Source organism: Trinickia sp., assembly GCF_057351765.1.
Genome location: NZ_JBMRBK010000004.1, coordinates 52916 through 67527, shown reverse-complemented (window position 1 = coordinate 67527; position 14612 = coordinate 52916). Strand labels below are relative to the sequence as shown.

The following is a 14612-nucleotide window of genomic DNA, read 5'->3' as shown; positions in this document are numbered from 1 at the left end:
CGCAGTGTACGACGCGCGCGCCGCCCGCACGCTTGGCGAAAACTCTTATTTGTAAATTATCGATATTTTATCGATAATACGTTAGAACGGAACGAGCGGCGGCTTTGGCGCGCCCTTTTTGGATCGATGTCAACGAGACTCCGGCGATGACCCCACCCCGCATCTTTCCGTTCGGCGACGCAGCCTTGGTCTGCGAAGTGCCGCCCCCCGCCACGCTCGAGTGCCAGGAGCGCCTCTGGGCCATGGCCGAGATTGCGCGGCACTGGCCGCACGTCGTCGAAGTCGTTCCCGGCATGAACAATCTGACAATCGTCTTCGATCCGCTCGCGGCCGATAGCGCAACGCTAGCCGGCGGGCTGGCGACAGCCTGGGAAAGCGCCGAAAGCGCCGCGACGGCGGGGCGCCTCGTCGAGATCCCCGTGCATTACGGCGGCGAATCCGGGCCGGATCTCGCCGATGTGGCGCGGCACACGGGGCTCGACGCGGAAGCACTCGCCAGGCGGCATGCCGCGGGCGAATACATCGTGTTCTTTCTCGGCTTTCAGCCGGGCTTCGCCTACCTCGGGGGGCTCGATCCCGCGCTCCATACGCCGCGCCGCGCGGTGCCGCGGATCGAAGTTCCGGCAGGCTCCGTGGCGATCGGCGGCGCACAGACCGGTATCTATCCGGCTGCATCGCCGGGCGGCTGGCACTTGATCGGCCGAACGGCCGTGACGCTCTTCGATCCCGCCGCCACACCGCCCACGCTCTTGCAACCCGGCGATCGCGTCCGCTTCACCATTGCGGAGATCGAACGATGATCGAAGTGCTTCGCGCAGGCATCCTGACTTCGGTGCAGGATCTGGGCCGCCCCGGCTACCGGCATCTCGGCATCGCCACGGCGGGCGCGCTCGACACGCTCGCGCTCGAAGTCGGCAACCGGCTCGTCGGCAATGCGCCGCAGGCCGCGGCCATCGAGGTGACGATGGGGCCGACCGCGCTGCGCTTCACGCAAGCCACACGCCTTGCGATCACGGGCGCGCAGTTCGACGCCTCGCTCGACGGCAAGCCCATCTATGCGTGGTGGAGCCTTCCCGTGCGGGCGGGACAGGAACTGATCTTGCATGGGGCCGTGCGTGGCATGCGCTCCTATGTTTGCGTGCGCGGCGGCATCGATGTGCTGCCGATGCTCGGCTCGCGCAGCACAGACCTGTGCGCGCGCTTCGGCGGACTGGGCGGACGGGCGTTGCGCGAAGGCGATCGTCTCGCCGTCGGCACGCCGTCGACACAACCGGGCTCGGGCATCGCTGTGCAGGCGCCGCCTTTCGGCGTCAAGGCGCCGCAATGGTGCCGCTTCGCGGCGGCCGGCCAGGAACCGGTCCGGCGCGGCAAGCATCTGGCCGGGGCCGAGCGTGCGGTGGCGATACGCGTGCTGCGCGGCCCCGAGTACGAAAGCTTCACGGCGCTCGCGCATGAAGCGCTTTGGTCCGACGAGTGGCGCGTGACGCCGCAGAGCAACCGCATGGGCTACCGGCTCTCGGGCTCGACGCTCGCGCGCGAAGCGCAAGGCGATCTGCCTTCCCACGCTGTCTTGCCGGGCACGATCCAGGTGCCGCCGAGCGGGCAGCCCATCGTGTTGCTGGCCGATGCGCAGACCACGGGCGGGTATCCGCGCATCGGAGCCGTCATTCAGGCGGATTTATGGAAACTCGCGCAACTGCGATTGAACGGCAGCGTACGGTTCGTACCGAGCTCTCGCGAGGAAGCCGTCCTCGCCCTCGGTGAAGAGCGCGCCTATCTGCGCCAGATCGATGTCGCGATGGTCATGTATGAGGAGCGGTTGCGACAGTCGGCACGCGCCGCTTGAGCGGTCTTGGAACGAGGAAGTCATGGAAATCGATTTGAATGCCGATCTTGGCGAAGGCAGCGGCTCCGACGAAGCGCTGCTCGATCTCGTCAGCTCGGCGAATATCGCGTGCGGCTGGCATGCCGGCGGGTCCAACGCGATGCGCGACTGCGTGCGTCTCGCGCTTGCCAAGGGTGTCGCCATCGGCGCGCACCCGAGTTTTCACGATCCCGCCAACTTCGGCCGCAAGGAAATGGATTTGCCGGCCGAAGACATCTATGCCGGCATCCTCTATCAGCTCGGCGCGCTCGCCGCCATTGCGCAGGCTCAAGGCGGCCGCATCGTGCACGTGAAGCCGCACGGTGCGCTCTACAATCAGGCGGCGCGCGATTCGGCGATCGCCGATGCGATCGTCTCGGCCGTGCATGACTTCGATCCGTCGCTGGCCATTTTCGGTCTCGCCAACAGTGGTTTCATCGAAACGGCCCGCCAGGCCGGCCTCGCGGCAATCGAGGAGGGCTTCGCCGATCGCGGTTATCGCGCCGACGGCTCGCTCGTGCCGCGCAGCGAACCGGGCGCGCTGATCGAATCGGAAGACGAAATGCTCGAACATGTGCTTTCGATGGTGCGCGACAAACGCGTGCGCACAGTCGACGGAACGTGGGTGCCGCTCAACGTGCGCACGCTGTGCCTGCACGGCGACGGCCCGCACGCGCTTGCGTTCGCGCGCCGGCTGCGTGCCGTCCTCGAATCGAACAACATCGACGTGCAACCCGCCTGGACCTTGCGTACGTAACGCCCGCGCACCTGCGCCCATCACGCCGGATCGACGACGAACCCCCGCTCGCGCAGCAGCGCGAGGACACCCTTCGGCCCACCCAGGTGCAGCGCGCCGATCGCCACGAATATCGGACGATTGGGCGCGGCGAGCTGGACCATGCGCGCCGTGAACCGGCGATTGCGCTCGAAGACGATCTTGTTGTCGAGCGAGCGGGCAGCAGCCTTCGACGACGCGAGCCGTTCGGACTTCGCCGAGGCCCACGCCGAAATGGCATCGGCATCGCCCACGCGCCAGAGCCGGTGAAGCGTCTTGACATCGTCGACCGTCTGCTCCGGCGTCTCCTCCAGATCCTGCGCGAGCATTTCGCGCTGTTCGGCCAGCGTCAGGTTCGTGAACGCGCGCATCTGCTCGCCGAGCGTCTCGAGACCGACCACCTTGCCGCGCGAGCGCAGATAGACGTTTTGCAGCTGGGCCTCGGTGCCATATTCGGTCTGAAGACCCGCGCTCAACGATCCATAAGTCTCGACGAGCAGTGCCGCGAGCCACGGCCGCGTCTTCTTGATCTCGCGCAGCGCGGCCGGGTTCTCGCGCAGCCGCGCGGCGAGCTTGCGCATGAGCGGCGCCGGTAAAAGCCGCGGAAGGCAAGCGTAGTTGCACACGCCGTATTTCGATACGTCGTCTTGCGAGGCAATGAGGTCGTCCGGCGAAAGTTCCAGCGCGAGCGTGGGGGCGGCGGCAAGCGCCGCCAGGATCGGCCGTCTGAACGGCGCGCTCGGCGGATAGTCGGCCGGATCGCCGACGTGCAGCGTGCCAAGCACGTAGATCGTCGTCGTACCCTTCGTCGCCACGTAAAACGGCATATGCGCGGGCTGCGCGACGACCGGCCCGCTCGCACTCGTGCTCGACGCCTCGGGCGGCCCGTGAAACCCGGGAATGACGGGAGCAGGCGCCGCCGGGGGCGGGGGCGCGGCAACGGCCGAACCCGGAAGACGCACCGGCGGCATCGCAGTGCCGCTCGGTCCGGCCACCGCGCGCGCGAGCCCGAGCACCGCCTGCGCCCCGCAGTCGACGGCGTTCGACAGCAGCAGCACCAACACGAACGCGCGCAAGCGGCGCCGCCGCATGCCGGCGGCCGCGCCGCCACGCACGTGCCGCGCCGCCTGCGCATCAGGCATCCGCGTCCCCCACCTCCTCGGCGCGATGACAAGCCACGAGACGCCCGTCGACGTCCCGCAAGCGCGGCTCCTCGACGCGGCACTGCTCGATCGCATACGGACAACGCTGATGGAACGTGCAGCCCGACGGCGGATTGAGCGGCGACGGCAACTCGCCTTGCAGCTTGATCTGGATGCGCCGGTCGGACTCGAAAATGGCCGGCGTCGCCGACATCAGCGAGCGCGTATACGGGTGGCGCGGATTGGCGAAGATCGTCTGCTTGGGGCCAAGCTCGGCGATGCCGCCGAAATACATGACCATCACGTCGTCGGCGATATGCTCGACGACGGCCAGGTTGTGCGAGATGAACACGTAGCTCGTCTTGAACTGCTCTTGCAGGTCCATGAAAAGATTCAGAATCTGCGCCTGGATCGAGACGTCGAGCGCGGAGACGGGCTCGTCCGCCACGAGGATGCGCGGGTCCAGAATCATCGCACGCGCGATCGCGATGCGCTGGCGCTGCCCGCCCGAAAACATATGCGGGTAGCGCTTGGCATGCTCGGACCGCAGCCCGACCGTGCGCATCATATGAGCGACGCGTCCGGCGCGCTCCGACGCCGAGAGCGCCGAGTTGATCGCGAGCGGCTCGCCGAGCGTCTGCTCCACGGTCTTACGCGGATTGAGCGACGCGAACGGGTTCTGGAAAACCATCTGCACATGGCGGCGCAACTGGGCAATGCGCTCGCGCGACGCACCGGCAACGTCCTCGCCCTCGATGACGAGCCGCCCCGAGGTGGGTGTCTCGATCATCGTCAACTGGCGTGCAAGCGTCGATTTGCCGCAGCCCGATTCGCCGACGACGGCCAGCGTCTTGCCGCGCGAGAGCGCAAACGAGACGTCGTTGAGCGCTTTCACCGTGGCGTGGCCGAAGAGACCGCGACGCACCGGATAGTGTTTCGTCAGCCCCTCGGCGACGAGCACGGTGTCGCCGCGCTCGGGCGCACGCGGTGCTTCGGGTACTGCGTTCATCGTGCGCCTCCGTGGGTCGAGCAAATCGAATCGAGATTGAGCGGCTTGATGCAGCGCGCACGCATGCCGTCGTTGCCCGCTTCCAGCGCCGCGAGTTCGGGCCGGCCTTTCCAGCAATCGTCGGCGACATACTTGCAGCGCGGCGCGAACAGGCACCCGCGCGGCCGGTCGTCCCGGCCGGGCACCATACCCGGCAGCGCCGCGAGACGCTTCGCGCCGAAATTATGCTCGGGAATGGCCGCGAGCAGCGCCTCGGTATACGGGTGGTGAGGGCTCGCGAAGATGTCGGGAACGCGATTCGTCTCGATGATCTCGCCCGCGTACATCACGGCAACCCGCTGCGCGACTTCCGAGACGACGGCAAGATCGTGCGAGATCAGCACGAGCGCCATCCCGCGCTGCTTTTGCAGGCTGACGAGCAAGTCCATGATCTGCGCCTGGATCGTGACATCGAGCGCCGTCGTCGGCTCGTCGGCGATCAACAGCTTCGGGTTGCAGGCGACGGCCATGGCGATCATGACACGCTGGTTCATACCGCCCGAGAGCTGATGCGGAAACGCGCCGAGGCGGGTTTTCGCATCGGGAATGCCGACCTGGTCGAGCAATTCGAGCGCGCGGGCTTCCAGCGCCGCGCCGCGCAGGCCCTCGTGCAGCCGCAGGACCTCCTTGATCTGGTAGCCGACCGTATAACTCGGATTGAGGCTCGTCAGCGCGTCCTGGAACACCATCGCGATGTCCTTGCCCACGGTCTTGCGGCGCTCCTTGGGCGAGGCGTTCATGAGATCGCGCCCGTCGAAGGCGATCTCATCGGCCGTCACGATGCCCGGTGCGTCGATGAGCCCCATGACGGCCATCATCGTCACGCTCTTGCCCGAGCCCGATTCGCCGACGACGCCGACGACCTCGCCCGGTGCGATGGAGAAGTTCACGCCATCGACGGCAGGCGCGCCGCCGAACGTGACCGACAGATTGCGGATCGTCAGAAGGTCGCGCATGGCAGTGTCCCGCGGTGAGTGTGGAGGTCGTTCCATTCATCCCATCCGTTTCAATTTGGGATCGAGCGCATCGCGCAACCCGTCTCCGAGCAGATTGATCGCCAGCACCGAGATCAGTATCGCGAGACCCGGCATCGTGACGATCCACCAGGCGTTGTCGATGTAATCGCGTGCGGAGGCGAGCATCGCGCCCCACTCGGGCGTCGGCGGTTGAACGCCGAGGCCGAGAAAACCGAGCGCGGCCGCATCGAGAATAGCCGACGAAAAGCCGAGCGTCGCCTGCACGATCAGCGGTGCGGTGCAATTGGGCAGCACCTGCGAAAACATGAGCCGCAACGTCCCCGCGCCAGCCACGCGCGAGGCGAGCACGTACTCCTTGTGCAGCTCGCCTTGCGCCGACGCCCGGGTCAAGCGGACATAGCCGGGCAGCGCGACGATCGCGATCGCGAACATCGTGTTGACGAGACCCGGTCCGATGATGGCGACGACGGCCACCGCGAGCAGCAGCGAGGGCAATGCGAGCAGCACGTCCATGAGGCGCATGATCGGCGTATCGGCCCATTTGTCGAAAAAGGCGGCGACGAGCCCGAGCACGATGCCCGGAATGAGCGCCAGCACGACGGACACGCAGCCGATCCAGAACGACATGCGCGCACCGTAGATGAGGCGGGACAGGATATCGCGGCCCGCCTCGTCCGTGCCGAGCACGAAGTGCCAATTGCCGCCCGCGAGCCATGCGGGCGGAATCTTGACGAACTCGCGATATTGCTCGATGGGACTATGCGGCGCGACCATCGGCGCGGCCACGGCGAGCACGATGAACACGAGCACGATGACGCCCGCCGCCACCGCGCCGCGATTGCGCGAGAAGTTGTGCCAGAACTCGCGGGCGGCGAGCCTGCGGCCGCTCGCCGGTGTCACGGCCTCGGGAATTGCGTTTTGTATGTCTGCCATGTCGGGGCCTCGCTAGCGCGTGTGACGGATGCGCGGATTGAGCACGCCGTACAGCAGATCGACGGCAAGGTTCACGATGATGACGAGCGTGGCGATCAGCAGGATGCCGCCTTGCACGACCGGATAGTCGCGCCGGCCGATCGCGTCGATGAGCCACTTGCCGATGCCGGGCCACGAGAAGAGCGTCTCGGTCAACACCGCGCCGGCCAGCAACGTGCCGACCTGCAGCCCGATCACCGTCACGACGGGAATCAGCGCATTGCGCAGAGCATGCACGATGACGATGCGCGCCGGCGAGAGCCCCTTGGCGCGCGCCGTGCGGATATAGTCCTCGCGCAGCACCTCGAGCATCGACGAGCGCGTCATGCGCGCCACGACGGCCAGCGGAATGGTGCCGAGCACGATCGAAGGGAGAATCAGGTGGCTCACGGCCGAGACGAACGAACCTTCGTCGGGCACGAACAGCGAATCGATGAGCAAAAAGCCCGTGACGCGCGGGATGTCGTACTCCACGGCGATGCGGCCCGAGACCGGTGTCCAGCCGAGCGTCACCGAAAACAGCATGATGAGAATCAACCCCCACCAGAAGATCGGCATCGAATAGCCGGCCAGCGCCGTGCCCATGACACCGTGGTCGACGACGGTGCCGCGCCTGAGCGCCGCGAAGATGCCCGCCGGCAGACCCAGCACGAGTGCGAACACCATCGCGCAGATCGACAGCTCGACGGTGGCCGGAAAACGCGCAAGAAACTCGCCCATCACGCTCGTGTTCGTGATGATCGATGTGCCGAGATTGCCGTGCAGGGCTCGCCACACGTAGTGGATGTACTGCAACGGCAGCGGCTCGTCGAGGCCGAGCCGGTGCAGCGCCGCCGCGTGCATCGCGGGATCGACGCCGCGCTCGCCCATCATGACTTCGATCGGATCGCCGGGAATGAGGTGAATGAGCGCGAACGCGAGAATGGTGATGCCGATGAAAGTCGGTATCACCATTCCCACGCGGCGCAAAACGAATCGGAACATGGTTCGCCCCTTGATCTGCGTGGGGAAAAATGCGACCGGCGACGAGAGGCGCATGTCCTCTGTCGCCGGATCGATCGCGGCACCTTCCGGTTACCGCAAATGACGTCCATCGAACATACCGGAGCGACGCCGGCGGCTACTTGAGGCTCACCCCGTCGAAACGCGTATAGCCGAGCGGATCGATCTTCATGTCGACGACGTTCTTCGTCGTCGGCTGATAGACCGTCGAGTGCGCGATCGGCGAAAACGGCAGCTGGTCGGCGAAGATCTTTTGCGCCTCTTCGTAGTATTTCGTGCGCTGCGCGCGGTCCGTCGTCGTCCGGCCCTTTTGCACGAGCTCGTCGAACGGCTTGTAGCACCACTTCGAGAAGTTGTTTCCGTTGATCGCCTCGCAGCCCAGCAACGTCCCGAGCCAGTTGTCGGGGTCGCCGTTGTCGCCGGTCCAGCCGATGAGGTAAGCGTCTTGCTCGCCCGCATGGCCGCGCTTGATGTACTCGCCCCACTCGTAGGTCACGATCTTCGCCTTCACACCGATCTTCGCCCAGTCCGACTGGATCATTTCGGCCATCAGCTTCGCGTTCGGGTTGTAGGGACGCTGTACGGGCATCGCCCACAGCGCGATTTCAAAGCCGTTCGGATAGCCGGCCTTCTCGAGCAAAGCCTTCGCCTTCGCGGGATCGTACGAGGCGGCCTTCAGGTCCTTGGCGTAGGACCACTCGGTCGGCGGCATCGGATGCGTCGCCGCCTGACCCGCGCCCTGATAGACCGAGTCGACAATGGCCTTCTTGTTGATCGCCATGTCGAGTGCGCGGCGCACATCGACATTGTCGAGCGGCTTATGCTGCACGTTGTAGGCGAGATAGCCGAGGTTGAAGCCGGCTTGACTCGGCATCTCGACACTGCTGTCGCTCTTGAGCGTGGCGATGTCGGCCGGCTTCGGATAGCTCATGACCTGGCATTCGTTGCGCTTGATCTTCTGGGCGCGCACGTTCGAATCCACCGTGATCGAAAAGATCAGCTTCGAGACCTTGACCGTGTTCGGTTTCCAGTAATCGGGGTTGCCGTCGAAACGGATCGTCGCGTCCTTCGTATAGCTGCGGAAGATGAACGGGCCCGTGCCGACGGGGAACTGGTTGATGTCGGAGGCCTTGCCGGCTTTCAGCAACTGGTCCGCGTATTCGGCCGACAGAATCGACGCGTATTCCATCGCCAGATTCTGGATGAACGGCGCGTTGACCTCGTTCAGCTCGAAGCGAACCGTATACGGATCGACCTTTTCGACCTTCTTGATGAGCTTGTCGAGGCCCATGTCGGTGAAGTACGGGAACGATACGTTGTACGCCTTGCGAAACGGCTGATTCGGATCGAGCATGCGCTCGAACGTAAAGACCACGTCGTCGGCATTGAATTCGCGCGTGGGCTTAAAGAACGAGGTCGTCTGGAACTTGACGCCGTGACGCAGATGGAACGTGTACGTCTTGCCGTCGGGCGTGACTTCCCATTTCTCGGCCAGCCCCGGCTCGATGTTCGTGCCGCCGCGCGCGAATTCGACGAGGCGGTTGTACACGGTAAACGTGTTGGCGCTGAAATCGACGCTGGTCGTGTATTGCGCGGGATCGAAACCGGCGGGACTGCCTTCCGAGCAGTAGACGAGGGTCTTGTTGGGAATCGTCGCGGCCTGCGAGATCGTCGCGGCGCCAAGCGAGGCCGTCACGGCTGCGGCCGCGAGAGCGGTGACCCGCGCGGCACGCAACAGTTTGTTGAGTTCCATCATTCCTCCAAGTCGTAGTCCGGCTAGCCGGCGTAGCCGGATATTACTGACCTTTGATTACCCGAACAAGCGGTCGAAAATATATGATGGCGGGTTGGCCCCAGCGCCGGCGCGGGTCGCAAGAAGGGGGCCCGGCCCAATTCGGGCCAACGCCTCGGCTCCGGGCTTCGCGCTAACGCAAGCCCACGTTCCAGAACTGCGTCGGTCCGAACGGATCGATCTTGAAGCCCGTCACCTCCTTGCGCAGCGGCTGATAGACGAGCGAATGAGCGATCGGCGTGAACGGACGTTGATCGGCGAAAATGCGTTGCGCCTGCCGGTAGAGTTTCGTGCGCTCCGTTGTATCGGTCGTTTCCCGCGCCTTGACGATCAGATCGTCGAACGGCTTGTAACACCATCTCGCGAAGTTGCTGCCGCCGACGGCCGAGCAGCCCAGCAATACGCCCAGCCAATTGTCCGGGTCGCCGTAGTCGCCCGTCCAACCGATCAGCAGCGTGTCGTATTCGCCCGCGTGCGCGCGTTTCACATATTCGCCCCACTCGTAGGTCACGATGTTCGCCTTCACGCCGATCTTCGCCCAGTCCGCCTGGATCATCTCGGCCATGAGCCGCGCATTCGGGTTGTAAGCGCGCTGCACCGGCATTGCCCACAATGTGATCTCGAAGCCGTCCTTGAATCCGGCATCGGCGAGCAGCCGCTTTGCTTTTGCGATGCCGCGCGGCGCGTCGGCGATCGACTCGTCGTAAGACCACTGCGTGGGCGGCATCGGATGGCTCGCGATCACGCCCGCGCCCTGATACACCTCGGCCAGAATCGCCCGCTTGTCGATCGCCATGTCGAGCGCGCGGCGCACGTCGACGTTATCGAGCGGTTTTTTCGTCGTGTTGTAGGCGAGATAGCCAAGATTGAAGCCGGCTTGCGACGGCACCTGCAAATCGGGATCGGCTTGTAGCGAGGCGAGGTCGGCCGGGCGCGGGTAGGTCATGACCTGGCATTCGTTGCGCTTGAGCTTCTGTTCGCGCACGCCGGCGTCAGGTGTAATCGAGAAAATCAGCCGCCTCAAGCGCACCGCGCCCGGCTTCCAGTAATCGGGATTGCCGTCGAAACGGATCGACGCATCTTTGGTATAGCCGCGAAAAATGAACGGCCCCGTCCCGACGGGAGCGTTGTTGATCTCCGACGCCTTGCCCGCGTTCAGCAGTTGCTGCGCATACTGGGCCGAGAGCACGGACGCAAACGGCATCGCCAACTGCGAAAGGAACGGTGCATTGACAGACGCCAGTTTGAATCTCACCGTGTATGCGTCTATCCGCTCGATGCGCTCGATAGTCCTGTCGAGGCGCAGGTCCGTGAAATAGGGAAACGCTACCGGATAGGCCTTGCGAAACGGCTGGTTCGGATCGCGCATGCGCTCGAACGTGAAGACGACGTCATCGGCGTCGAACTCGCGCGTCGGCTTGAAAAACGAAGTCGTCTGGAACTTCACGCCGTGGCGCAGATGGAACGTATAGGACCTGCCGTCCGGTGAAACCTCCCAGGACTCGGCCAGGCCCGGTTCGACCTTCGTGCCGCCATGCTCGAATTCGACGAGCCGGTTATAGACGGTATAGGCCGCGGCCGAATTTTCGACGCTGCTCGTGTATTGCGCCGGATCGAAGCCCGCCGGACTCGCGTCGGAGCAGTAGACGAGGGTTTTGGCGGGAAGCTCGGCGGCCCCGCAGGCAATGCTGCCGAACATGGCGCAGGCCACTGCGGCCGCTGAAACGATGAACGAAGTCGAACGAACGCCAAAAAGCGGGTGACGGACCGACATGGGCACTCCCTCGGTAACCGGGCCGCACAAGCGTAGCACGGCGCGTTCGCATCGCGGTCCGCGGATCAGCGGATCAGCGGATCAGCGGCCAGGGCGAATCGAGGAGAAATCTGATTCGGCCAACGTCTTTGGGCCCGTTGCGCTGGAATCAGTCCTAGATTTTCGCGAATAACGCTGTCTCTCTCACCTGGCGGTTAGCCTGCGCACCGCAGTCGAGCGCGCGTTCGTCGCGTCTCGCGCTCCCGATTCGTTCACTCATAGAGGCATAGATGTTTCGTTGTTTATCGGTCCGTATCCGCACGATCCCCTTGGCATTGCTGCTAGCGACCACATCGGTCGTTTCGCTCGACGCGCTCGCCGATTCAGGCGACTACCGCATGCGAAGCGAAACGCGCTCGAATGGCGTAGGCATCGTCCAGCAAGTCGACGCCAACACGTTTCCTCAATTTCAGGGTTCGCGCCCGGCATCCTCCGCCCCGGACACGCCGGGCGTCGAGGCGAGCCACCTGCGAGCCATTCGCATGCTGGTGCCGAGAGCTGGCGATATCGCCATAGCATCACAGGACGAATCGACCCAGTTCATCGTCGAGTTCTACAATCACGCTTTGTACGTGGTCTATGGCGGCCCTTCCCTTTCGAAATCCAAAAATCCCTTCCTGCGGACCGACAGAGGGTCGACCTGGCGAGACGACACGCGCCGGTGGGCGCAGACGGTGAAGGTCAGCGCTTCCCGCGCGACGCATTTCATCGTGACGCTGTATGTCGTTCCCCGTCTCGACGACACATCGTCGTCCAACGGCAAGGGCAACTTGCTCCTCACAGTCAACGAGGCCACCGTGCAAGGCATGCACGTGATCACCGGGCGAACGCTGGCCAATGACATTGCGCTCTCGGTGGATGAAAGCAACTGGTCGCATTGGCGGCAAGCACCGTTGCGTGCGGGGCTCGTACGCCGGCACCAGGACGACGTGCTCCATCCGCTGCGCACCTCGACCAGCCGCCTGCCCTTCATCGAACAGCGAACGCTCGATCTGCGCGCCGATTCGGGCGGACGCCGGCGCGACAAGCGGTGCCTGAACAACGTCATCTTCGACATGAGCAATCTCATGCTGCCGTTGTTGCTGGACGTCTACTTCGGCCGCGCGGATCTGTGCTCATTCGATCCCCATCCCAACGAGGACATTGCCGCGCCGCTGCCGCTCGTGGAAGTGACCGATCCTCAGGACATCCCGCGTCTGCCCGAGCCAACCGTTTTCGAGGCCTCCGCGCTCGAGCCGAAAGAGTTCGGTTACACCGATGCATTCGACGCCGCCATGGGCGTCCAGTTTTGCAATTCCAACCACCTCGCCGGAGAGGGCGAGCAGCCGTGCACGGACGAAGACCGGCGCGCGGTTGCAGCCATTGGCGAGCTCACCCCGCTGGAAGTCGACGAGTTGCTTGCCAGCATCGCTCGCATGTTCGCGCCCGATCAACAGGGCGCGGGTACGCTGCGCACCGGCAACGCCGAACTCGATCGATGGCTCAACGCCGATGTGAACCGGGCCGAGCAGGCGCTCAACGCGGCCAAGGCGATCGTGCGCGTCTCCGATGCCGCGGCAAACGTCAACGAAACGATCAAAAAGAAGAAGAACAAGAAGGAAAAAGTCGTCAAAGCGAGCTGCGTCATCAAGCAGAAAGACGACGGCTCGGACGAGGTGAAAAACGGCGCGGACGACGAATTCACGCTTTGCGTCAAAAAAGCGAAGAAGCAGCTCGGGGAGACCGGCCCGACCGTGGCCCTGCCACCGCATGTCGACGATAGCGATCGTTTCCATCTGCGCGGCACGCCGGGATTCACGCGACTCGTCCGGGAATTCCGCAACACGGGCAGAAGCCTGCCTCCAGGCATGGCCGGCGATCATTTCGCCCAATTCACGACAGCAATCGCCCGAGATCGCGCGCCGACCGGCGACAATCTCGGCCTGATCTACATCAACGATCCCACGCTGCGCGGCAATGTCCGGTTCAAATATGGAATCGAGCACATCTGGGCACCCGGCGCAGGCGGTGGGGACGACGCGGGGCACCGGGATGACTGGCAGACTCGTCTGCCGGGGCTCTCGGTGAGCGGGCGCGACGTGCTGACACAGGTAATCATGGCCGCCTTGACCGATCCATTCGCCCAATTCAGGCAGACGCGCTCACGCAACGGCAACGTCGTACGCACGTTCGAGTACTTCACGTTCCGACAGGGCCAACGTCTTTTCGCCATCAGGAACGTGCGAATCGTGCTCGGTCAGAATGGGATGGTCATTACGGCATTCCCGCTGAAAAACGCCAGCGCGCAATCGCTCGAAATGTAAGCCGTTCCGGCTGCGGGGGAAGACATCCCCGCAGCATCGGTACCCGCGCGGCGCCGGGACTGCTCGACGGATCCGGCGGCCGGCGGGCGTTCAGCCCAACCGCTCGCAAATCGCCTTCGTTGCCGCGGCTCCATTGAGCGTATAGAAATGCAGCCCCGGTGCACCTTCTTTTACGAGGCGCTCGCAAAGCTGGGTGACGACATCGAGTCCGAACGCGCGAATCGACTCGCGATCGTCGCCAAAGCTTTCGAGCCGGCGCGCGATCCAGCGCGGCACTTCCGCACCGCACATATCGGAAAAGCGCATCAGTTGCGTGTAGTTCGTGATCGGCATGATGCCGGGCACGATCGGCACATCGACGCCGAGCTTACGCACATCTTCGACGAAGCGGAAATAGGCGTCCGCGTTGTAGAAGTACTGCGTGATCGCCGAGTTGGCCCCCGCTTTGACCTTGCGTGCAAAGTTCTCGAGGTCTTTTTGCGGCGAGCGCGACTGCGGATGATATTCGGGATAGCCCGCGACTTCGATGCGAAACCAATCGCCGTATTCGGCGCGAATGAAGGCGACGAGCTCGGACGCATAGCGCAGCTCGCCGACCTCACCCATGCCCGAAGGCAAATCGCCGCGCAATGCGACGATATGACGGATGCCGTGACTGCGATAGCGCTCGAGAATGTCGCGCAGGCTCTGCTTCGACGAGCCGATGCACGACAAATGAGGCGCGGCTTCGAGCCCGTCGCGCGCCAGTTCGAGGACGGTATCGAGCGTCCCTTGCTGGGTCGAACCGCCGGCCCCGAACGTGACCGAGACGAACTTCGGCGCGAGCCGCGCGAGTTGCGCGGCGGTGGCGCGTAGCTTCTCGACGCCGTCGGGTGTCTTTGGCGGAAAAAATTCGAAAGAGATTTCGATGGTGGCCATGGTGCG

At 64.4% G+C, this 14612-nt stretch carries 12 protein-coding genes; 4 read left to right on the top strand and 8 right to left on the bottom strand.

Features of this window, described 5'->3' with window-relative positions; all coding sequences use genetic code 11:
• Nucleotides 1–146 precede the first annotated feature (146 nt).
• Genes pxpB through pxpA form a run of 3 tightly spaced genes read left to right on the top strand, consistent with a single transcriptional unit; the run spans nucleotide 147 to nucleotide 2621 of the window.
• Nucleotides 147–800, top strand: coding sequence for a 5-oxoprolinase subunit PxpB (gene pxpB, locus ACO1XS_RS00855; protein ID WP_331572063.1), 654 nt, complete (start codon nucleotides 147–149; stop codon nucleotides 798–800).
• Nucleotides 797–1846 (top strand): 5-oxoprolinase subunit C family protein, encoded by a 1050-nt coding sequence (locus tag ACO1XS_RS00850; protein ID WP_486389810.1) that lies wholly within the window; start codon nucleotides 797–799, stop codon nucleotides 1844–1846. Before pxpB ends, ACO1XS_RS00850 begins: the two co-directional genes overlap by 4 nt.
• Before the next feature lie 22 nt (nucleotides 1847–1868).
• Nucleotides 1869–2621: a 5-oxoprolinase subunit PxpA gene (pxpA, locus tag ACO1XS_RS00845; protein ID WP_331572067.1), complete on the top strand. Its 753-nt coding sequence runs from the start codon at nucleotides 1869–1871 to the stop codon at nucleotides 2619–2621.
• 20 nt (nucleotides 2622–2641) lie between these two features.
• Here pxpA and ACO1XS_RS00840 read toward each other — a convergent pair whose 3' ends face one another.
• The 7 genes from ACO1XS_RS00840 to ACO1XS_RS00810 form a co-directional block, all read right to left on the bottom strand.
• Nucleotides 2642–3781, bottom strand: a complete 1140-nt coding sequence (locus ACO1XS_RS00840) for a TraB/GumN family protein (RefSeq protein WP_414720299.1) — start codon at nucleotides 3779–3781, stop codon at nucleotides 2642–2644.
• Nucleotides 3774–4790, bottom strand: a complete 1017-nt coding sequence (locus ACO1XS_RS00835) for a peptide ABC transporter ATP-binding protein (protein WP_486389809.1) — start codon at nucleotides 4788–4790, stop codon at nucleotides 3774–3776. Before ACO1XS_RS00835 ends, ACO1XS_RS00840 begins: the two co-directional genes overlap by 8 nt.
• Complete coding sequence (locus ACO1XS_RS00830) at nucleotides 4787–5785, bottom strand: ABC transporter ATP-binding protein (protein ID WP_486389808.1); 999 nt, start codon at nucleotides 5783–5785, stop codon at nucleotides 4787–4789. Before ACO1XS_RS00830 ends, ACO1XS_RS00835 begins: the two co-directional genes overlap by 4 nt.
• Before the next feature lie 36 nt (nucleotides 5786–5821).
• Nucleotides 5822–6739, bottom strand: coding sequence for an ABC transporter permease subunit (locus ACO1XS_RS00825; RefSeq protein ID WP_331572073.1), 918 nt, complete (start codon nucleotides 6737–6739; stop codon nucleotides 5822–5824).
• A 12-nt stretch (nucleotides 6740–6751) separates the two neighbouring features.
• Nucleotides 6752–7762 (bottom strand): ABC transporter permease subunit, encoded by a 1011-nt coding sequence (locus tag ACO1XS_RS00820; protein WP_481582467.1) that lies wholly within the window; start codon nucleotides 7760–7762, stop codon nucleotides 6752–6754.
• A gap of 136 nt (nucleotides 7763–7898) precedes the next feature.
• Complete coding sequence (locus ACO1XS_RS00815) at nucleotides 7899–9533, bottom strand: ABC transporter substrate-binding protein (protein WP_331572083.1); 1635 nt, start codon at nucleotides 9531–9533, stop codon at nucleotides 7899–7901.
• A 172-nt stretch (nucleotides 9534–9705) separates the two neighbouring features.
• Nucleotides 9706–11346 (bottom strand): ABC transporter substrate-binding protein, encoded by a 1641-nt coding sequence (locus tag ACO1XS_RS00810; RefSeq protein WP_486389807.1) that lies wholly within the window; start codon nucleotides 11344–11346, stop codon nucleotides 9706–9708.
• Between the two features lie 308 nt (nucleotides 11347–11654).
• Here ACO1XS_RS00810 and ACO1XS_RS00805 point away from each other — a divergent pair, with 308 nt between their 5' ends.
• Nucleotides 11655–13688, top strand: coding sequence for a hypothetical protein (locus ACO1XS_RS00805; protein WP_486389835.1), 2034 nt, complete (start codon nucleotides 11655–11657; stop codon nucleotides 13686–13688).
• Nucleotides 13689–13778: 90 nt separating this feature from the next.
• On the opposite strand, the gene metF is transcribed toward ACO1XS_RS00805, so the two are convergent.
• Complete coding sequence (gene metF / locus ACO1XS_RS00800; RefSeq protein ID WP_440558930.1) at nucleotides 13779–14606, bottom strand: methylenetetrahydrofolate reductase [NAD(P)H]; 828 nt, start codon at nucleotides 14604–14606, stop codon at nucleotides 13779–13781.
• Between the last annotated feature and the right edge of the window lie 6 nt (nucleotides 14607–14612).

Excerpts from the sequence above, each read along its gene's own strand:
- pxpB (WP_331572063.1), top strand. The coding sequence starts at position 147 with ATGACCCCACCCCGCATCTTTCCGTTCGGCGACGCAGCCTTGGTCTGC.
- ACO1XS_RS00850 (WP_486389810.1), top strand. The coding sequence starts at position 797 with ATGATCGAAGTGCTTCGCGCAGGCATCCTGACTTCGGTGCAGGATCTG.
- pxpA (WP_331572067.1), top strand. The coding sequence starts at position 1,869 with ATGGAAATCGATTTGAATGCCGATCTTGGCGAAGGCAGCGGCTCCGAC.
- ACO1XS_RS00840 (WP_414720299.1), bottom strand. The coding sequence starts at position 3,781 with ATGCCTGATGCGCAGGCGGCGCGGCACGTGCGTGGCGGCGCGGCCGCC.
- ACO1XS_RS00835 (WP_486389809.1), bottom strand. The coding sequence starts at position 4,790 with ATGAACGCAGTACCCGAAGCACCGCGTGCGCCCGAGCGCGGCGACACC.
- ACO1XS_RS00830 (WP_486389808.1), bottom strand. The coding sequence starts at position 5,785 with ATGCGCGACCTTCTGACGATCCGCAATCTGTCGGTCACGTTCGGCGGC.
- ACO1XS_RS00825 (WP_331572073.1), bottom strand. The coding sequence starts at position 6,739 with ATGGCAGACATACAAAACGCAATTCCCGAGGCCGTGACACCGGCGAGC.
- ACO1XS_RS00820 (WP_481582467.1), bottom strand. The coding sequence starts at position 7,762 with ATGTTCCGATTCGTTTTGCGCCGCGTGGGAATGGTGATACCGACTTTC.
- ACO1XS_RS00815 (WP_331572083.1), bottom strand. The coding sequence starts at position 9,533 with ATGGAACTCAACAAACTGTTGCGTGCCGCGCGGGTCACCGCTCTCGCG.
- ACO1XS_RS00810 (WP_486389807.1), bottom strand. The coding sequence starts at position 11,346 with ATGTCGGTCCGTCACCCGCTTTTTGGCGTTCGTTCGACTTCGTTCATC.
- metF (WP_440558930.1), bottom strand. The coding sequence starts at position 14,606 with ATGGCCACCATCGAAATCTCTTTCGAATTTTTTCCGCCAAAGACACCC.